This window comes from Budvicia diplopodorum (assembly GCF_009800925.1).
GTDB lineage: Bacteria > Pseudomonadota > Gammaproteobacteria > Enterobacterales > Enterobacteriaceae > Budvicia > Budvicia diplopodorum.
In genome coordinates, this window is record NZ_WOYF01000020.1 from 26,255 (window position 1) to 46,308 (window position 20,054).

General features: G+C 45.2%; 18 protein-coding genes. 9 read left to right on the forward strand and 9 right to left on the reverse strand.

Going from position 1 to position 20,054, the window contains the following annotated elements; genetic code table 11:
* Nucleotides 1-43: 43 nt before the first annotated feature.
* Nucleotides 44-1,375 carry a 30S ribosomal protein S12 methylthiotransferase RimO gene (gene rimO, locus GVI43_RS14500; protein WP_159567572.1) on the reverse strand — a complete coding sequence of 444 codons (1,332 nt, stop codon included), beginning with the start codon at nucleotides 1,373-1,375 and terminating at the stop codon, nucleotides 44-46.
* Between the two features lie 480 nt (nucleotides 1,376-1,855).
* Between rimO and GVI43_RS14505 the strand changes: the two genes are divergently transcribed.
* Nucleotides 1,856-2,713, forward strand: coding sequence for a cytolethal distending toxin subunit B family protein (locus tag GVI43_RS14505; protein ID WP_159567573.1), 858 nt, complete (start codon nucleotides 1,856-1,858; stop codon nucleotides 2,711-2,713).
* 27 nt (nucleotides 2,714-2,740) lie between these two features.
* Complete coding sequence (locus GVI43_RS14510; protein WP_159567574.1) at nucleotides 2,741-3,301, forward strand: RICIN domain-containing protein; 561 nt, start codon at nucleotides 2,741-2,743, stop codon at nucleotides 3,299-3,301.
* 580 nt (nucleotides 3,302-3,881) lie between these two features.
* Here GVI43_RS14510 and GVI43_RS14515 read toward each other — a convergent pair.
* Nucleotides 3,882-4,403 (reverse strand): winged helix-turn-helix domain-containing protein, encoded by a 522-nt coding sequence (locus tag GVI43_RS14515; protein WP_159567575.1) that lies wholly within the window; start codon nucleotides 4,401-4,403, stop codon nucleotides 3,882-3,884.
* A gap of 422 nt (nucleotides 4,404-4,825) precedes the next feature.
* On the opposite strand from GVI43_RS14515, the gene GVI43_RS14520 reads away from it, so the two are divergent.
* Complete coding sequence (locus GVI43_RS14520) at nucleotides 4,826-5,791, forward strand: patatin-like phospholipase family protein (RefSeq protein WP_159567576.1); 966 nt, start codon at nucleotides 4,826-4,828, stop codon at nucleotides 5,789-5,791.
* A gap of 127 nt (nucleotides 5,792-5,918) precedes the next feature.
* On the opposite strand, the gene GVI43_RS14525 is transcribed toward GVI43_RS14520, so the two are convergent.
* The 4 genes from GVI43_RS14525 to znuC all read right to left on the reverse strand — a co-directional run bounded on the left by GVI43_RS14525 (nucleotide 5,919) and on the right by znuC (nucleotide 10,217).
* Nucleotides 5,919-6,479: a DUF1523 family protein gene (locus GVI43_RS14525; protein ID WP_211959106.1), complete on the reverse strand. Its 561-nt coding sequence runs from the start codon at nucleotides 6,477-6,479 to the stop codon at nucleotides 5,919-5,921.
* A gap of 300 nt (nucleotides 6,480-6,779) precedes the next feature.
* A complete protein-coding gene (locus tag GVI43_RS14530; RefSeq protein ID WP_159567578.1) occupies nucleotides 6,780-8,465 on the reverse strand; it encodes an aspartate:alanine antiporter in 1,686 nt (561 codons plus the stop codon).
* 212 nt (nucleotides 8,466-8,677) lie between these two features.
* Nucleotides 8,678-9,463 carry a zinc ABC transporter permease subunit ZnuB gene (znuB, locus tag GVI43_RS14535; RefSeq protein ID WP_159567579.1) on the reverse strand — a complete coding sequence of 262 codons (786 nt, stop codon included), beginning with the start codon at nucleotides 9,461-9,463 and terminating at the stop codon, nucleotides 8,678-8,680.
* A complete protein-coding gene (gene znuC, locus GVI43_RS14540) occupies nucleotides 9,456-10,217 on the reverse strand; it encodes a zinc ABC transporter ATP-binding protein ZnuC (protein WP_159567580.1) in 762 nt (253 codons plus the stop codon). Before znuC ends, znuB begins: the two co-directional genes overlap by 8 nt.
* An 81-nt stretch (nucleotides 10,218-10,298) precedes the next feature.
* Between znuC and znuA the strand changes: the two genes are divergently transcribed.
* The 3 genes from znuA to lpxM all read left to right on the forward strand — a co-directional run bounded on the left by znuA (nucleotide 10,299) and on the right by lpxM (nucleotide 13,717).
* A complete protein-coding gene (gene znuA / locus GVI43_RS14545) occupies nucleotides 10,299-11,249 on the forward strand; it encodes a zinc ABC transporter substrate-binding protein ZnuA (protein WP_159567581.1) in 951 nt (316 codons plus the stop codon).
* A 20-nt stretch (nucleotides 11,250-11,269) separates the two neighbouring features.
* Nucleotides 11,270-12,592, forward strand: coding sequence for a murein DD-endopeptidase MepM (mepM, locus tag GVI43_RS14550; protein WP_159567582.1), 1,323 nt, complete (start codon nucleotides 11,270-11,272; stop codon nucleotides 12,590-12,592).
* A gap of 144 nt (nucleotides 12,593-12,736) precedes the next feature.
* Nucleotides 12,737-13,717: a lauroyl-Kdo(2)-lipid IV(A) myristoyltransferase gene (gene lpxM, locus GVI43_RS14555; protein ID WP_159567583.1), complete on the forward strand. Its 981-nt coding sequence runs from the start codon at nucleotides 12,737-12,739 to the stop codon at nucleotides 13,715-13,717.
* Nucleotides 13,718-13,930: 213 nt separating this feature from the next.
* Here lpxM and pyk read toward each other — a convergent pair whose 3' ends face one another.
* Nucleotides 13,931-15,373 (reverse strand): pyruvate kinase, encoded by a 1,443-nt coding sequence (gene pyk / locus GVI43_RS14560; RefSeq protein WP_159567584.1) that lies wholly within the window; start codon nucleotides 15,371-15,373, stop codon nucleotides 13,931-13,933.
* Between the two features lie 269 nt (nucleotides 15,374-15,642).
* Nucleotides 15,643-16,482 (reverse strand): MurR/RpiR family transcriptional regulator, encoded by an 840-nt coding sequence (locus tag GVI43_RS14565; protein ID WP_159567585.1) that lies wholly within the window; start codon nucleotides 16,480-16,482, stop codon nucleotides 15,643-15,645.
* A gap of 364 nt (nucleotides 16,483-16,846) precedes the next feature.
* On the opposite strand from GVI43_RS14565, the gene zwf reads away from it, so the two are divergent.
* The 3 genes from zwf to GVI43_RS14580 all read left to right on the forward strand — a co-directional run bounded on the left by zwf (nucleotide 16,847) and on the right by GVI43_RS14580 (nucleotide 19,880).
* On the forward strand, nucleotides 16,847-18,322 hold the full coding sequence (zwf, locus tag GVI43_RS14570) for a glucose-6-phosphate dehydrogenase (RefSeq protein ID WP_159567586.1): 1,476 nt from the start codon (nucleotides 16,847-16,849) through the stop codon (nucleotides 18,320-18,322).
* Between the two features lie 105 nt (nucleotides 18,323-18,427).
* A complete protein-coding gene (gene pgl, locus GVI43_RS14575; protein WP_159567587.1) occupies nucleotides 18,428-19,123 on the forward strand; it encodes a 6-phosphogluconolactonase in 696 nt (231 codons plus the stop codon).
* Nucleotides 19,124-19,238: 115 nt separating this feature from the next.
* A complete protein-coding gene (locus tag GVI43_RS14580) occupies nucleotides 19,239-19,880 on the forward strand; it encodes a bifunctional 4-hydroxy-2-oxoglutarate aldolase/2-dehydro-3-deoxy-phosphogluconate aldolase (protein ID WP_159567588.1) in 642 nt (213 codons plus the stop codon).
* 57 nt (nucleotides 19,881-19,937) lie between these two features.
* Here the strand turns inward: GVI43_RS14580 and GVI43_RS15930 are convergent.
* Nucleotides 19,938-20,054, reverse strand: a 117-nt coding sequence (locus GVI43_RS15930) for a hypothetical protein (protein ID WP_246201862.1), incomplete at its 5' end; no start/stop codon positions are given.

Sequence of the window (20,054 nt, forward strand, 5' to 3'; positions counted from 1 at the left end):
CACTCCGAAGAGTGCCTTTCACTCACCAAAAGATAAAGCCAATTTATTTCGCGACGCAGCCCCATAAATCGTACTCATCGGCGTTCTCAATGTTAACCTGAACAATATCACCCACCTTCAGCTTAGTTTCACCGTTAAGGTAAACAACGCCGTCAATTTCAGGCGCATCGGCCATACTGCGCCCAATTGCGCCTTCTTCATCCACTTCATCAATAATAACCTGATAGGTCAGGCCAATCTTATCCTGCAGCCGCTGGGCTGAAATTTTCTGCTGAAGCTGCATAAAACGATGGAATCGTTGTTCTTTAACCTCTTCAGGAACCTGATCGTCAAGTTCGTTGGCCGTAGCGCCTTCAACCGGGCTGTATTTGAAGCAGCCAACGCGATCCAGCTTCGCTTCGCTTAGGAAGTCTAGCAGCATGGTAAAGTCTTCTTCGGTTTCGCCCGGAAATCCAACAATAAAGGTTGAGCGCAGCGTCAGCTCGGGGCATATTTCTCTCCAGCGCTTAATGCGTTCCAGCGTGCGTTCTACAGAACCCGGGCGCTTCATCGCTTTCAGAATTTTCGGACTGGCGTGCTGGAGCGGAATATCCAGATAAGGCAGAATTTTACCTTCAGCCATTAACGGAATGACATCGTCAACGTGTGGATAAGGGTAAACATAGTGCAAACGAACCCAAATCCCCAACGCCGACAGCTGCTCACACAGGCTGACCATATCCGTTTTAACCGGTTGACCGTTCCAAAAGCCGGTACGATGTTTAATATCAACGCCGTAGGCTGAAGTGTCCTGAGAGATAACCAATAGCTCTTTTACGCCCGCTTCGGCTAAGCGTTTAGCCTCATCAAGCACTGAGCCAATAGGGCGGCTGTCAAGATCGCCACGCATGGACGGAATAATGCAGAAAGTACAACGATGATTGCAGCCTTCAGAGATTTTTAAGTAGGCGTAGTGCTTAGGGGTAAGCTTAATACCCTGAGCAGGAACCAAGCTGGTAAAGGGGTTATATTCCGGTTTCGGCGCATAGGTATGAACGTGTTTGAGTACCTGCTCATAGCTGTGCGGCCCGGTTATCTCCAGTACTTTTGGGTGTACTTCCCGAATCTGATTTTCTTTCGCGCCCAAACAGCCGGTCACAATCACTTTACCGTTTTCGTTTAGCGCTTCACCAATGGCTTCAAGGGACTCTTGCACTGCGCCCTCAATAAAACCGCAGGTATTTACGATGACGAGATCTGCGCCTTCGTAGCTTGACACTACCTGATAACCATCGGTGCGTAGCTCCGTCAAAATGCGCTCAGAATCCACCAGATTTTTTGGGCAGCCGAGCGAAACAAAGCCGATTGTTGGAGCTTGGGACGTAGTATTGGACATTACTTAAAACTCATTGATTTCGTCATACGGTAGAAGAGGGATTCTTCGGTGTTGATGACCGTTGGGAATTAGAGCGAATTCTACCGATCTTGAGGAGAAATTTATATAGCTATGTTAGGCGCTCTGGTGACAAACGACATCAACATTATCGTTCAGCCATTTCCACTCCATTAAATTTATACTCCTCTGAATATGAAAAATATCGCTAAATATTCTACTTTGCTGAGGGAGTAATAAAGAGAATGGATTGATATAATATTATCATTAAATAATTACCAATTATTATTAATTATAGAAATATATTTTTAATAATAAAATTCCTTGTGTCTTCGGAGAATGTTTATATTATCAACTTTGCATGATATAGAACAAGGTGGTTATATTATCGTCTGGATTTATTTTCATTGCATAATACAACATTCGATATGAATGACAGAGGAATAAGATAGATTCTTTAACAATGTATACCTAGGAGAGACTATGAAATTCACATCTAAAAGATGGTTGCTATTCCAGATTTTTATATTAAGTCTTTGTGCAATTGCTAATGTGCAGGCTGGCGTTAATAAAAAATCCACAGCAACCTGGAATATGCAGGGAATTAATGCTAGTTCGGAAAATAAATGGCAAACGGCCGTTAGGAGTTTAATTAATGGTCAGGGGCATGTTGATATTCTTGCTTTACAGGAGGTCGGAGCCCCACCTATATCAGCAGTGATTAATCCAAATCCGGTGCCCGTTGATAATGTAAACAATAGTCTTCAGCAGGTAAGTCAATATATTTGGAATTTGGGGACAGCAACTAGGCCCAATAATATTTATATTTATTTCCTGAGTACTGGGCTAAGCCGCGTAAATCTTGCTATTGCAACCACGCAAGCACCAAGCAGAATCCTGCTCTTTAGAAATCCGTCAACAGGACGGACAGCAAGAGATATTATGGGTATTCGATATGGTAACGATGATTATTACACTTATCATGCAGGAGCACATCCAAATAACGAAGCACCACAGGTAATAGCAGACATTCGAAACTATTACTCTAGACTGCCTCAGTCAACAAGTTACCAATGGATCGTAATGGGTGACTACAACCGGGCTTCGGCTAACTTCATACAGGCATTAACGACTTTAAGTCCTACTGTTGCCAGCAATGTAACCGTTATTAGTCAGGGTTCTGCCACCCATTCCGGGGGCGGTAATTTAGATTATGCTATTGTCGGCCAAATTGGTGCTCAATGGACTCCGGCAATTGTCGCAACGCTTTATCTTGCTCAACTTGCCGGTTACGTTATGGCTTCCGATCACGCACCTGTTTTATTTTACAACAAACATTAATTAATATTTATAATCGAGGAAAATAATATGAACAAATATTTATATTACGTTACAGCAACTATTGTCTTTTTATTAACTGGTTTTACTCATAGCTCTTATGCTGAGGATGCAGAAAATGAGATAGCCTCTATATATAACATCCAAACAGGTCAAAATATAACCGTTATTAACGGTTCGGAGGGCGGTGTATTTACTTATAGTGCTTATGACTATAGGGCGGCAGAAAATTCAAGTGCCCAGAACTTTACATTGTCATATATAGGTCTTGATAACGGAACGGCAGCATTAATATTCAAAAATAAAAGCTCTATGCAATGTTTAGCTTCTGGCGTTCTTGAAGAAGTGTATGGAGACGTGGTCGTTCAACGTGATTGTGGTGGAAGTGAAACTCATTGGAATATGGTATACACATCCACTGGGGCGGTACAATTAAAAAATCTAAGGACACAAAAATGTATGTATATAAGCAGTTTGAGCCAAAGCTGGTCTCGCTTGGGGCTTAAAGCGTGTTCATCCCAGGGGCAGAGTGCTTTAAAAGATACTTTATGGGTTGTAACTGCGCGTAATGCTAATGCGATGATAAATTAAGATACTCATTATATAGGGAAGATTAGGTAGTCTTACTCGCAAATATAATTGCCCACTTCTAATGTGGGCAATTATATTTGCGAGTAAAAGATTGGGGGGGTAGTGTTTAATTAACTTAATGAGTGGTAAGGGCTGCTGCTATGACAATGCGGTGATGGAAGGTTTTTATCACACGTTAAAAATAGCGCTGATACAGGGAAAGATATTTATTACCTGAGCAGAAGCAATGAATTTAATATTCAATTATATAGCGGTGTTCTATAGTCGCCGTCGCAAACATTCAACGTTGGTCTATTTGTCTCCGGTTGATTATAAGGCGGCAGCATAATTAGGTAGAATTAATTTCAGGGACAGATCGGCATTTCATTTTTCCATATTACACAACTTGCTATTTCTGGTTATGTGGGATAATAGCAGGTATGCCTTTTTAAGATTAAAAGCAATTTATCATTAATTATTAAATAGCATCGCAGTAATATTATTTATAAAGTCAACGTATAACATGCATCATAAATATGTAGGGATGTTGGGAGCTATAAACTCCCAATATGAGGCTTGAATGTCAGGAAATAGTGATGGCCTATTTTATATTAAGCCTATCAATCAGTGTTTGTATTCCAAGAGTATTAATAATATTAAGAATAAGAAGAGATAAAATAAAAACAACAATAACGGTAACAACGGCAATCAGTAGATTACTCTTGTTCACCACTCCTAAAATCTTAGAGCCTATGTGAACATTGTCTTGGTGATGAATGCTATCGTCACTCTGGTATCTCATATCATTATTAATATCGTCATCTTCGCCACTAAAGATGTAGCCCATATTTCTTTTGGTTTTGATCAAATGTTCGATAGACAAATTTTTCATAACCCTTCTAATTTTATGGGTTAGTTGAACCACATTCTCATCATTACCCTCAGTAACCCCCCATATCACCTCAGATATTTCCTGTTTAGTTACTACTCTCCCTCTATTATCAATTAATAGTTTTAAGAGTTTCATTTCCATCTCAGACAGATATACTGAGAAATCACCTTTCCGAAGGAAGTAACTCTCAAAATCAAATACTACACCTTCTATTATTATCCTGTTATTCATTATACACCTCCATATTTACATTGATGATACTGGCATATCGTATTTTCCTCTGAATTACACTCAATGCAGACAATAACAACGGTACATCAAAATAACTATTACTTATCAGGATAACGCTAATGGATTAACAATCATAATAAAAAATCTCATTTAAACACGCAATGGATGCAATAAATCTTTAATAATTATTATATTTTATTAATTATAATTATCTTTTTGCTTGGAGCTAACCAAATCATTATATTTAGAATAATGATTTTGCGTTGGTTAAATATTAATTCTGGGAGTTATATAAACCTTGGTTATTAATCCGCAGAGAATCTATAAGAGTAATTTTATAGATGAAAATGGGCGTTCTTATTATTCATTAATGATACTGGTTATATATTAACTAAGATCATACTATTAAAGGGAATAGGGTTATGAGCTATAATTTTAGCAATCTTGTTTTTGAGGGCGGTGGCGTGAAGAGCGTCGCTTATTTAGGCGCATTTGAAGTGCTTACTAAACGAGGAATAATAAACAATATCATTAGAACCGGAGGGACATCCTCCGGGGCTCTATGGGCGACGATTATTAGCTTAGGCTATACGTTAGAAGAAGCCGAAAAGATATTATGGGATCTGGATTTCAGCGAATTTATGGATGATACATGGGGTGTTGTCAGGGATACCAATAGGCTATTGAGTAAATTTGGCTGGTATCAGGGAGAATATCTCAGAAGCTGGATTGGTGATTTAATTGGTCGAAAAACTGGGAACAGTGAAGCTACTTTCTATGATATGGATATTATGAAGAAAGAGAAGGGATTCAAATTGCTTTATCTCATTGGCACTAATTTATCGACATCCTCTCAAGAAATATTCTCGGCTGAGCATACGCCACAAATGATCGTTGCCGATGCAATGAGGATCTCAATGTCAATTCCACTATTTTTTGTTCCGATCAATAGCCAACGTGGAGACGTATATATTGATGGCGGCGTGGTGAATAATTATCCCATCAAACTATTCGATAGCAGGAGATATATATATACCACCTGCCGATTACCCAAGAGATTTACTTCCAATAGCATATATAATGAGGAGACGCTGGGTTTCAGGCTAGATACGAAAGAAGAAATTTCTAATTTCAGGAACAACATCAATGAGCATGCAAAAATTAATAATATTATTGATTATGCGCAGGCGCTTGTTCATACGGTTCTTGATGCTCAGGAATTAAGCCATGCTTTAAGCGATGATAAGCAAAGAACCATTTATATCGATACTCTGGACGTCAAAACGACAGATTTTCATCTGACTGACGAGAATAAGATAGCGTTGGTTAAATCGGGGCGTGAGTGTACGGAAGACTATTTCCGTTGGTATGACCGTAAAATAAGATAATCGATATTCTTTCGAAGTATTAGGTTCAGGTCGGTAGGGTGCAGGAACACAGTTTTGATTAGAGTAAAAAATAACGGCAGACCGATTTCTATTCGGCTGCCGTTAAGCATTGTTAATTTACTTCAGATTACTCAACAATTGAGCCGTCAGGGCGGGCCAGTTCTCTGCGTTCTCTTCTGCGGCGAATCATCATTGGAATCGCTAGCTGCACTAAAATAAGCGCCAGCCAGATAATCCAGCCTGCGAATTTCAAAATGGTATAGAACGAAAAGGTTGATGCGCCAAAGCCTTCAACGGGCTTAATGGATACGATGTTTTTAAACATATTCACCATATTGAAGCGCCATCCGTAATAGACAATGCGCGACATTTGATTTGCATCGTTGGCAGACTGGGCCTGAGCCTGAATATCGGCACTGTTAAATTTGAAGTACCACGGAACGCTCCAGCCAGTATCTTCGTTACGGTATACCATGATCTTCTTATTCACGTCGCTGGTATAAATATAGTAAACGTCACGGGTTGGGCCATCGGCCGGATTATCGGCAGAAATAGGGCCGTCGTTATCAACGCGTTTTACTTCAGAACCGGTTATTTTGACAATATCTGTTGATGGTAAATAGTACAAACACAGCATGGCCGTGCCGATAGCAAAACACAGGATGTAGCCGATAAAAATCTTTTTCATTAATGACATAGGAATCCACTTATCATGACGGTTTAGGGTGGCTTATGCTGAATAATGCATCCAATCATTGTATGTCATTGTTGTATCACATGCATGGGGAAAAATGAACGTGCAGGAATTTAAGACAATAAAAAGCCCGATAAGCATGAAACGTAAATAAGGGCTTATCGGGCCAACCTCAATGAGGGAGTTCTAAAGTAAAGCAGTGGCACTAATTAAGACGCTGACGGTGATAAATAGTTCATCTCAAATATAATAAATTTGAAAAAAATCTATAACCAGCTAATTAACAATAAATTTTTATAAAAATTCAGGCCAAATAATAACGATCAGTGAACCTGCTAGGGTCAGTAACACGTTGGCGATGGCATAAGTCCCTGCATATCCTAACGCCGGAATGTTACTGCGCGAGGCATCGCTGATAATCTCCATGGCCGGAGCACAGGTACGGGCGCCCATAATGGCTCCGAATAGCAATGCACGGTTCATGCGCAGTACATAAGCGCCAAACAGATAACAAATCACTACCGGCGCTAAGCTGACGATCAATCCGGCAATCAAAATCTGACCGCCAACCAGCCCCAGATTATGGCTAATTCCGCTACCGGCACTCAGACCGACACCGGCCATAAATACCATTAGACCAAACTCTTTAACCATATTTAGCGCACCCTGAGGGATGTAGCCGAAAGTCGGGTGGTTGGCCCGCATAAAGCCCAGCATGATGCCTGAGAATAATAATCCGGCGGCATTACCGATACCAAATGAGAAATTACTGAACTGGAAGGTAATTTGGCCAATCATCAAACCTAGAATAAAGAAGGCGCAGAAGGCCAGCAGATCGGTAACCTGACTGTGAATGGAGATGAAACCAATGCGGTCGGCCACGCCTTTTACCCGATGCGCATCGCCGCTAATTTGCAGAACATCGCCTTTATTTAAAACGATATTGTCGTCAATCGGCATTTCAATCTGACTGCGAATGACCCGATTAAGGAAACAGCCGTGATCGGTCAGATTGATTTGGCTTAGGCGTTTTCCTACGGCATTATTGTTTTTAACCACAATCTCTTCGGTCACGATGCGGGTATCTAATAAATCACGCTCAAAAACCTCTTTGCCGTTGCGAAAGCTAGGATCTAAACGGGCGTGCGCATCAGGGTAACCAACCAGCGCGATTTCATCATTGATTTGCAATACCGCATCGCCATCGGGCGAGGCAATGATTCCGTTACGGCGGATACGCTCGATATAGCAGCCGGTCTGACGATAAATACCTAACTCACGCAGGTTTTTCCCCGCAGCCCAAGCCACCAGTTCAGAACCGACCCGATAGGCTCGGATAACCGGAAGGTAGACTTTACGCTGGCTGTTATGATCTAAACCGCGCTCTCTGGCAATTTGTTGGGCACAGGTAGGAAGATCCTGGCGCTGTAGCTTAGGTAAATAGCGGGAGGCAAAAACCAGACTGACCAAACCAATCAAATAGGTTAATGCATAGCCCAGACTGAGGTGATCTTGAGCCGCGGCAAGCTGTTGAGCATTGTCCGTGGTGTGCCTTAACGCATCGCCTGCACCGACCAATACTGGCGTTGAAGTCATCGAGCCGGCTAGCATTCCTGCGGTCAGGCCGATATCCCATTTAAGGAATTTACCGATGCCAAGCGCGATGCACATTGCGCTACCAACTAGCACCAGTGCCAGCATCAAATAGTTTTTACCGTCTCGAAAGAAAATAGCAAAAAAGTTTGGCCCGGCTTCCACGCCAACGCAGAAAATAAATAGCATAAAGCCTAAGCTTAGCGCTTCAGTATTGAGCTCGAAATGCTGTTGACCAAGCAGTAGGGATACCACTAATACGCCGATGGAACTACCTAGCTGAATAGAACCTAACTTTATCTTTCCTAAGCATAAGCCTAATGCTAATACGACGAATAACAGGAGGATATAGTTACTGTTCAGTAGGCCGATAATATCAATATTCACAATGTTAACTTTACGGTTATCTGCGGTTGGTTGAGAAAAGAAGCAATGTTATATCACCACACATAAAAAGAGCCTTGCGTTAATGATCAAATCACGAAAGCAAGGCTTTTATATGCTGCTATTTTAAACGCTATTGTGGCCCGATTTATACTAAAATCTTCGGTTTTCTATTGGCCAATGGTAAAAAAATTTTGTTGTTATTTTCCATTATGTTAATCCGTCTGTTTCTTTATCAGGCTAAGAATAAACAAACAGCAGGAGCAAAGCACAACGGAAGGGCCCGCGGGCGTGTCATAGAAAGATGAGAAGGTTAACCCACCGGTTACGGCAATTATGCCAATTATCACTGCAAAACCAGCCATTTGTTCTGGCGTGCGGGAAAAGCGTCGGGCGGTGGCAGCCGGAATGATCAGCAATGACGTAATAATCAGCGCTCCGACAAATTTCATTGCCAGACCAATAGTGAGCGCCGTGACCAGCATCAGTAATAACCGTACCCGCTCGGGGTTTATGCCATCTACGTGAGCAAGCTCAGGGCTAACGGTTACTGACAGTAACGGGCGCCATTGCCACCAAAGCGTAAGTAATACGATTACTACACCGGCAGCAATCATCCACAGGTCGGTCATGGTGACAGACAGCAGATCGCCAAACAGGTAAGCCATCAGGTCAACTCTGACGTTAGACATCAGGCTGATGGTGACCAAGCCCAGCGAGAGTGAGCTATGGGCCAGAATACCGAGTAGGGTATCTACGGCAAACTGTGGGCGGCGTTCAAGCCATACCAATCCGATAGCTAAAAGCAGCGTAATAACGATAACCGCGTAAAAAGGATTGATGTTTAACAATAGTCCAAAGGCTACGCCCAACAGTGAGGAGTGGGCTAACGTATCGCCAAAATAGGACATTCGACGCCAGACAACAAACGACCCCAACGGACCGGCAGCTAACGCCAGTAAAACACCCGCCATCCACCCCGGAAATAACAGTTCAATCATGTTTATTGCCGCCTGAATTCTTAAGAATAATACGGCCTTTAAGGTCGTGCTGATGGTTATGATGATGGTGATAAACGGCCAGCTTTTGAGCTCCGCGTTGGCCAAACATCGCAATAAATTCCGGATGCTCTGAAACCGCCTCAGGGGCACCTGAGCAGCATATGTGCTGATTAAGGCAAAGCACTTCATCGGTTTTTGCCATCACTAAATGCAGGTCATGAGATACCATAAGAACCCCGCAGTTCAGCTCCGAACGTAGTTTCTCAATTAAATCATACAGCGCCAGCTGGCCGTTAATATCCACGCCTTGCGTAGGCTCATCGAGCACTAACAGCTGCGGGCGATTTAACAAAGCTCGGGCTAACAGCACTCGCTGGGTTTCACCGCCGGATAGCTTCTGCATCGGCATGTTTAGCAGATGCTTAGCCTGCACGCGGTTGAGGGCGGGAATGATATCCGCCTTCTTTACGCCGGGCCGAAGGCGCATAAAGCGATCGACGGTTAGCGGCAGCGTTGGGTCGAGGTGAAGTTTTTGTGGAACGTATCCGATGCGTAATCCTGCAGGATAGTTCATTTTTCCAGCGGAGGGCGTAACCAGGCCGAGTACCACGCGTACTAGCGTTGATTTCCCCGCGCCGTTCGGGCCGATCACTGTCAATATCTGCCCCGCGTTTAGCGTAAGCGAAACGTTAGACAGCACCTTGCGGCTACCGAAAACAACAGAGATATGTTCTAAACTAAGCAAACTGGACATATTCATTTTTCTTGCAGAATTTACGATATGTTATAATATAACATATCGATGACAATGACTATTATGATGAGGTTAAAATAAATGCAGCGTATCTCAAATGCTAAATGGCTAAACCGTGCGGTACTGGCAAGCACCTTTGTTATGGCTGGCATAGCAACTCAAGCTTCAGCGGCGGTTTTAACGACAACGAAACCTCTCGGGTTCATTGCTTCAGCAATTACTGACGGCATAATGCCTACTGAAGTTCTGCTTCCGGATGGCGCATCGCCGCATGATTATGCTCTTCGCCCGTCAGATGTCCAGCGTTTACGTTCTGCCGATTTGGTTATCTGGGTTGGCCCGGATATGGAAGCTTTTCTGACTAAACCACTGCAGCAAATCGATGAAAAGAAAAAAATAGCCCTATCTGAACTGAGTTCCGTCAAACCATTATTAAGCAAAGGAACGGAACAGGAAGAGCACGATGACCATTCTCAGCACGATCATGCTGACAGTGACGGACATGACCACGATCATGGTGATTACGATATGCACCTCTGGATGTCACCGGAGATTGCAAAGCGGTCAGCTATCGCTATTCATGACCAATTATTGGAACTTATGCCTCAAAATAAGGCCAAATTAGATGCTAATCTTCATCAGTTTGAGCAAGAACTCGAGCAAACAAAAGAAAAAGTTGTTAACATACTGCAGCCGTTGCACGGCAAAGGGTATTTTGTTTTTCACGACGCGTATGGTTATTTCGAAAAAGCCTTTGGCTTAAGCCAAGCAGGGCACTTTACCGTGAATCCAGAAATCCAGCCGGGAGCGCAACGTTTACACCAAATTAGAACACAGTTGGTTGAGCATAAAGCCGTTTGCGTTTTTGCTGAGCCACAATTCCAGCCAGCCGTAATCAATGCTGTCGCCCAAGGAACAGATGTACGTATCAGGACATTGGATCCGCTAGGCAGCAATATCGCGTTAGGTAAAGATAGCTATGTAAAGTTTCTAACTCAGCTATCCCAACAGTTTGCCGGCTGTCTGGAGTAACAGAACGAGGAATTTGAGTAGTGCTCCAAGTAGTTAGAACCATTGCGCTAAAGTATAACAATATGTCACGGGCCCAGCGGTTAACGTTTGGGGCCCTGTTGTTTCTTACATGGGCCATGTTGGTATGGCAGGCGGCCATTTACCAACCGCAGACCGAAGACACGATTCCCCCTATATCAACCACCACAACTACCTCAACCGTTGACGACAGCCAAACGGCCGATAACGCGGAGCCAATGGATCAGCCAACGCCGGATGACGATATTCCTAAAGACGAGCTGGATGAGAAAATCGGCGGTGAGGTTGTTCCTAACGAATATGTGGTTTCAAGCGGTGATACGCTAAGTTCTATTTTGACCCAGTTTGGCATTGATTCTTCGGACGTTTATTTGTTAACCAACAAAAATCCAGCGCTGGCTAACATAAAAATCGGGCAACAGCTGAGCTGGACGTTAAACGATGATGGCGATCTGCAAAGTTTCACCTGGGCGGTTTCCCGCCGTGAAACTCGGGTTTACCAGCGTAATGGTAATGCTTTTACTGAAACCATTAATACGTTAAAAGGCGAGTGGAAAAATAACGTCTTGACCGGAACGCTTGACGGAAGCTTTGTTTCCAGCGCCAGAGCTGCCGGGTTAACCAACAGTGAAATCCATGCGGTGACGAAAGCACTGCAATGGCAGCTTGATTTTCGTAAGTTACGTAAAGGCGATCGTTTTTCGGTGCTGCTTTCCAGAGAGGTTCTGGATGGAAAAAGCGAGCAGAGCCAGCTGATTGGCGTCAGAATGCAGAATTCGGGTAAAGACTATTACGCGATTCTTTCTAGCGACGGCAAATTCTACGATCGCGAAGGTTCCGGGCTGGCGAAAGGTTTCCTGCGCTATCCGACGCCAAAGCAATATAAGGTTTCTTCTCCGTTTAACCCTCGTCGATTACACCCGATTACCGGCCGCGTTGCACCTCACAAAGGCGTTGATTTCTCAATGCCGATTGGTTCGCCCGTTCTGGCCGTTGGCGATGGTGAAGTGGTGGTGGCTAAGTTCAGCGGCGCTGCGGGTAACTATGTCGCTATCCGTCATGGTCGCCAGTACAGCACCCGTTATATGCATTTGAATAAAATTTTAGTTAAGCAAGGTCAGAAGATTAAGCGCGGAGATCGCATCGCATTATCCGGTAATACCGGCCGTTCCACCGGCCCACATTTACATTTTGAACTGTGGGTGAACGACCAAGCGGTTAATCCATTGACCGCAACCCTGCCTCGTTCGGAAGGGCTGATTGGTAAAGATCGTTCAGATTATATGGCTCTGGCTAAAGAAGTGATTCCTCAACTTCATCTCTGATTGTTAAATAAAAACGCTACTGAGACAGTTTCTCGGTAGCGTTTTGTTTTTAAGCTAGCCGCTGACCAATTTTTTATTTAACTTAATTCGTTGACTACCCGATGGACACCGGATTACTGCTTTCTCTACCTAATGAGCTATGGCATGCAAAAACAAAAACGTGCAAACATCGAATTTATTCCCCAGTTTAAACGCGCTTTTTTTCTTCCCAAGTATTGGGGCGTATGGGCTGGCGTTGGCGTTATGCTGCTGCTGGCCTATGTTCCGGTTAAGATCCGAAACCCGGCGTTAAACGCCTTAGGTAGGTTTGCCGGGCGTTTTATTGGCAGTGCTAAGCGTCGGGCCAGAATAAACTTATATTACTGTTTTCCTGAAATGAGCGAGCAGCAGCGGGAAAAAATCATTGAGCAAATGTGGATCACCGCGATCCACTCAACCATGTTGATGGTAGAGCAAAGCGTACGCAGCCCTGAATTTCTCAAAAAGCGAGTTCGCTGGCACGGTGACGAACTGCTTGATGAGATTAGAGCATCTGGCCGCAACGTGATCTTTATGGTCCCTCACGGCTGGAGCGTTGATATTCCTGCCATGATGATGGCCGCCCGCGGTCAGCCGATGGCCGCTATGTTTCATCATCAGAAAAACGAGTTAGTTGACTGGATGTGGAATACCGTACGCCGTCGCTTTGGTGGTCGTATGCACGCCCGTCAGGATGGCATTAAACCGTTTATCAGCTCGGTTCGTCAGGGGTATTGGGGCTATTATCTACCCGATCAGGATCATGGCGCAGAGCACAGTGAGTTTGTTGATTTCTTCGCCACCTATAAAGCGACGTTACCGGCGGTAGGGCGTTTAATGAAAGTGTGCCATGCGGCCATTGTTCCTCTATTTCCGGTTTATCGGGCTGACGAAGGTATTCTGGATATTTACATCAACCCAGAAATGGACGATATCGCCGATGCGGATAACCACACCATTGCTCGCCGGATGAATGAAGAAGTTGAAAAACTGATTACCTCGAATCCTGAGCAGTATGTATGGGTGCTTAAGTTTCTTAAAACCCGAAAAGACGGTGATATTGAGCCCTATAAAAGAAAGGATCTCTGGCCCAACGATAAAGGGTAAGCCGGAACGTTCGGTAACGGTAGATAACAGAAAAGGGCCTCAACGGCCCTTTTTGGTTACTGACAAACCGCGACTTCGTCATCCCGGCGAAAGCCGGGACCCAGGTTTTAGCTAATAAATTAACGTTTGGCTCAAGGACAGACCCCGTTTTTCAACGGGGTGACGACGATTGGGGCGGTTTTTTTACCGACTATCAGCCAGCGATGCTCATCATTATTCCACCCGCAGGATACGACAGGTATTGGTGCTTCCTATCTGTGACATAACGTCACCCTGAGTCACAATGACCAAGTCTCCTGACATCAGAAACCCATTATCACGCAGTTGGTTAGTGGCCGTGGTTGCCGCCAGTAGGCCATCGCAGTCTCCGCTGAACTTCACCGGCGTAACGCCGCGGTAAAGGGCACAAAGGGTTAGCGTATGGTCGTGACGAGATAAGGCAAAAATCGGTAAACCGGAGCTGATTCTCGACATCATTAACGCCGTGCGGCCCGATTCTGTCATCGCAATAATGGCTTTGATGCCTTTCAGATGGTTTGCCGCATACATGGTCGACAGGGCAATGGTATCTTCGACATTGTCAAATTCGATATCAAGGCGGTGCTTAGACACATTTAAGCGCGGCATTTTTTCTGCACCGAGGCAAACGCCAGCCATGGCGGCAACGGTCTCGGCAGGATATTGACCGGCTGCGGTTTCAGCAGACAGCATAACGGCATCGGTACCATCGAGTACGGCGTTGGCTACGTCCATGACTTCTGCACGAGTTGGCATCGGATTAGTTATCATCGATTCCATCATTTGCGTAGCGGTAATCACGGTACGGTTGAGCTGGCGGGCGCGCAGAATCAGTTTTTTCTGCACCGCAACCAGCTCAGGATCGCCAATTTCTACGCCCAAATCGCCCCGGGCGACCATAATGGAATCAGACGCGAGAATGATGTCATCAATTGCCGCGTCGGTTGCTACGGCTTCAGCCCGTTCAACTTTAGCGACAATTTTTGCATTACAGCCAGCATCGCGCGCCAGTCGACGGGCATAATTTAGATCTTCGCCGGTACGCGGGAAGGAGATAGCTAAATAGTCAACGTTGATCTTAGCGGCGGTTAGAATGTCGGCCTTATCTTTTTCGGTTAGTGCTGCGGCCGAAAGGCCTCCGCCTAACTTGTTAATGCCTTTGTTGTTTGACAGCGGCCCGCCGACGGTGACTTCGGTAAAGACCTTCATGCCTTGGACTTCCAGCACTTTAAGCTGAACGCGGCCATCGTCTAATAACAGAATGTCGCCGGGAACCACGTCGGCAGGCAGGCCTTTATAATCTATGCCAACCTTTTCTTTATCACCGTCGCCAATAGATAAGTTAGCATCGAGCAGAAATTTGTCGCCAACGTTAAGGAATACTTTCCCTTCTTTAAAGGTTGAGACGCGAATTTTTGGACCTTGCAGATCGCCTAATATAGCGACATGTTTACCTAGTTTTGCTGAGATTTCTCGGACTTTGTTAGCGCGGAGTTGATGATCTTCTGGGGTACCGTGGGAGAAGTTTAAGCGGACTACGTTGGCTCCGGCAGCGATAATTTTTTCTAAATTATTGTCACGGTCAGTTGCCGGGCCTAACGTTGTAACAATCTTGGTTCTTCTAAGCCTTCTGGACATGTATAACTCCATTGAACATGATAAAGTTTTTATCCTTACAGTACTGAATTCCGGCGATGGCCGTGCCCCTATGCAGGGCATTAATTCCAACGCCGCTTCTTGCGTTTTACTATCAACATGGTGTTTTCTCTAGATAACCTACGCGTTATATGCGTTAAGCCCAAGAGAAACAAATGAAGTAAACGTAGATCTCTAAATTTCTTGGGGGATTTATACCACTATATAGCTAGGTTCTCAAATATGGTCTAATTTGATTGAACGTGCGGCGCTTATATTTTATCGAACCGCGATTCTTTCAGCGCGTCTTTTACCCGCTTTAAATTATTTCTGAATGAAGAACCGCTGTGCAGGGTAAAGCCCGTCGCCAACACATCGATCACCGTAAGTTGAGCCAATCGAGAAACCATTGGCATATAAATATCGGTATCTTCCGGTACGTCTAATAAAATAGAGAGATTGGCAACCTTAGCCAGCGGAGTACCCTGAGAGGTAATTGCAATCACGGTTGCGCCATTCTGGCGGGCAACTTCTGCCAGCTCAACCAGACTTTTAGTCCGGCCGCTGTGTGATATCAGAACCACCACATCCCCCTCATGAGAATTTATACAGCTCATGCGTTGCATAACCAGATCGTCAAAGTAGATAACCGGAATATTAAAGCGAAAGAATTTGTTCATCGCATCGTGTGCCACCACGGAAGAGGCCCCGCAGCCAAAAAAAGAGATCTTTTTAGCCGCGGTAAGCAAATTTACACACTGATTAATCGCTATAATATCAAGACTGTTTTTCGCCATATTCAGGCTGGCAACGGCTGATTCAAATATTTTGTAGGTAAACGCATCGGTGGTGTCGTTTTCATCTACGTTGCGGTTAACGTAGGGGGTTCCGTTTGCCAGACTTTGGGCTAATGCCAGCTTAAAATCGGGGAACCCTTTAGTATTTAAACGACGGCAAAACCGGTTAACGGTAGGCTCGCTAACGTTAGCTATTTTCGCTAAGGTAGCAATACTTGAATGGATAGCGGTTTGAGGAGCGGCCAGTATTGCATCGGCAACTTTTTGTTCGGATTTGCTTAATGATTCTCTAAAATTATGAATTCTTTCTAGCATATTTTAATCCCGCTACTCTTTGCCTATTGCATTCAAAGGTGAAATCGATACCCGATCTATGGAAATATACTACGGCATGACGGACCATGCAGTAAGAGAGAATAATTTTGTAGTTTTTTTTCATAATATTTGACTGACCTCTGATTTTTTTGCCTTTTGGTTGTGTTAGAGGAGAGATAATTGGTTAAATCCTGTTAATTTAATCAGTTAAACGTATTTAAATTGAATTTATTATTAAGTTTAGACCTTTTAATTGCGCCTGTTTACGGCGCGCAATTAAAGAGGTACATTACTTATGTAATAAAATTACATATTTTTCGAAGCCGTGTTTAACCACCGGGCAGGGCTTTGTGAGGAGATAGTTATGGTTGATGACTCAATAGCTCAGGCCTGTGATTTAGTTATTTTTGGTGCAAAAGGCGATTTAGCCCGCCGCAAGCTATTACCATCACTTTATCAGTTGGAAAAGGCCGGTCATATCCATCCGGACACGCGCATTCTTGGCGTTGGCCGCGCTGATTGGGATAAGGCTGAATATACGGCGGTTATCGAAAAAGCCCTCACGACCTTTATGAAAGAAGCCATTGTTCCTGAAGTGTGGCAAAAGCTCAGCAGCCGTTTAGATTTCTGCAATCTGGACGTCAATGACAGCGCATCATTTAAGCAGCTTGGTGAAATGCTGGATCAGGAAAATCGCGCGACAATCAACTATTTTGCTATGCCGCCAAGCACCTTTGGCGCGATTTGCCGTGGTTTAGGCGAAGCCGGTCTGAACAAGTATCCAAGCCGGGTGGTGATGGAAAAACCGCTGGGAACGGACCTCAAGTCATCTCAGGAAATTAATAATCAGGTTGCTGAATATTTTGATGAATCCCAGGTTTATCGTATTGACCACTATTTGGGTAAAGAAACCGTTCTGAACCTATTGGCCCTGCGCTTTGCCAACTCGCTGTTTGCCGCTAAATGGGACAACAGCGCCATCGACCACGTACAGATTACGGTCTCAGAAGAAGTGGGTATCGAAGGTCGTTGGGGATATTTCGACAAAGCTGGCCAAATGCGCGACATGGTGCAAAACCACCTGCTACAAATTCTGACCATGATTGCGATGTCTCCGCCGGCCGATCTCAGCGCCGATCGCATCCGCGATGAAAAAGTGAAAATTTTACGTTCTCTGCGCCGCATCGATCACACCAATATTCGCGAAACCACCGTGCGTGGTCAGTACACGGCCGGTTTTGTGCAGGGGCAAAAAGTGCCCGGCTATCTGGACGAAGAGGGTGCCAATAAGCGCAGTACCACCGAAACGTTTGTTTCGATACGCGTTGATATCGACAACTGGCGCTGGGCTGGCGTGCCTTTCTATCTGAGAACCGGTAAACGCTTACCGTCTAAATGCTCAGAAGTGGTTATCTACTTTAAAAATCCGCCGCTAAACCTGTTCAGAGAGTCTTACCAGCAGCTACCGCCTAACACGCTGACCATTCGTCTCCAGCCCGATGAAGGCGTTGAAGTTCAAATTCTGAATAAAGTACCGGGTTTAGACCACAAGCACCGCTTACAAACGACTAAGCTTGATTTAAGCTTCTCTGACACCTTCCACGAGCAGCACGTGGCCGATGCCTACGAGCGCTTACTGCTTGAAACGATGCGCGGCATTCAGGCGCTGTTTGTGCGTCGTGATGAAGTGGAAGAAGCCTGGACGTGGGTTGATTCAATCATGAACGCTTGGGCTGCCGATAACGAGCCGCCTAAGCCATATCAGGCGGGTACGTGGGGGCCGGTTGCATCGGTGGCGATGATCACCCGAGACGGGCGGTCATGGAGCGAATTTGAGTAACTCGCTTAGCCAGCACGTTGGCTAAATCAGTACGCCACCTGAGGTTATCGGGTGGTTCATCGGTTATTCCGGTGTTATTAAGGTCCGCTAATGAAGGTAACTATCATGGCAAACTTTACCAACTTTCCCACAACGGATGAATTAAATCGTCGCTTAGCCCAGCGGGTTTCCAGTGAGTTGCAAAAAGGAATAGACGCAAAGGGAAATGCAAGTCTGGTGGTTTCCGGCGGCAAAACGCCATTAGGGTTATTTAAACTGCTCAGTCAGCAGCCTTTGGCGTGGGATAAAGTCACCATCACGCTGGCCGATGAACGTTGGGTTGATGAGCATCATGAATCCAGCAATGAAAAGTTAGTGCGTGAAAATTTATTACAGGGTAAAGCCGCGGCCGCTCGCTTTGTCTCGTTAAAGAGTGCGGCAAAAACGCCGTTCGAAGGGGCTAGCGACGTTGAGTCATCGATTAAGGCTATGGCCAGACCGTTTGACGTTGTGATTTTGGGCATGGGTGACGATGGCCACACCGCGTCACTGTTTCCCGGGGCCGAGAATTTGCTCCCTGCGCTAGATATGAAGTCTGGCCGCCTGTGTATGGGAATGACGCCGTTAACCGCACCGCTCGACAGAATCACGCTCACCTTACCGGCGCTGCTTAACAGCCGCCACATATTCCTGCACTTGGTTGGTGAAGCGAAACGAGCCGTTTACCATCAGGCACAGGAAGGGCATGACGTTAATGAGATGCCGGTTCGTAGCGTAATACATCAGGATAAAACGCCGGTAGACGTGTTCTGGTCCGCATAAACAAATTTAGTATCCGCGTGTGATCCGTTACACGTTAATTTAGAACGGCTTTGACGCTCGCCGCTATAACAATAGCGATAATCGATGTTGATTGGCTTTATGGAGAGTTGAGTAAATGAAGAACTGGAAAGTAAGCGCTGAAAAAATTCTGTCCGATGGGCCGGTTGTGCCGGTTATTGTGATTAAAGAGCTTAAAGATGCCGTTCCGTTAGCCAAGGCGTTAGTTGCCGGCGGCGTTCGCGTTCTGGAAGTCACATTACGTACGCCGTGCGCCATTGACGCTATCCGCGCTATTGCAAAAGAAGTGCCTGAAGCCATTATTGGTGCCGGTACGGTGCTAAATCCGCAGCAGTTGGCCGACGTCGTTGCCGCAGGCGGCCAGTTCGCCATTAGCCCTGGATTGACAGAGCCATTATTAAAAGCGGCCGTGGAAGGCAATATCCCGTTAATTCCGGGTATCAGCAGCGTTTCTGAACTGATGCTGGGTATGGACTACGGTCTGCGTGAATTTAAATTCTTCCCGGCAGAAGCTAACGGCGGCGTAAAAGCGCTGCAGGCTATCTGTAGCGTGGTCTCTGAGGTGCGTTTTTGCCCGACCGGCGGTATCACGTTAAACAACTGCCGTGATTATCTGGCGTTAAGCGGCGTGCTTTGCGTTGGCGGTTCATGGTTAGTACCGGCCGATGCCATTGCTAAAGGCGACTTTGCCCGGATAACCGAATTAGCCCGCGAAGCGATAGCCCACGCGAAAGGTTAGTTATGCGGATGTAAGCGGTTAAATTTGAACCGCTGCCTGTAAAGGTGGTAATGCCAGTCAGTTAAGCAACTGACTGGCTTTTTTGTTCCTAGCTTTGCCATATTTATGCGGCCTTTCCTTCACCACTCTAGGAAAGGCCCTTTCTCTTCGTACCGGCAGCTTCACCATTTTTCC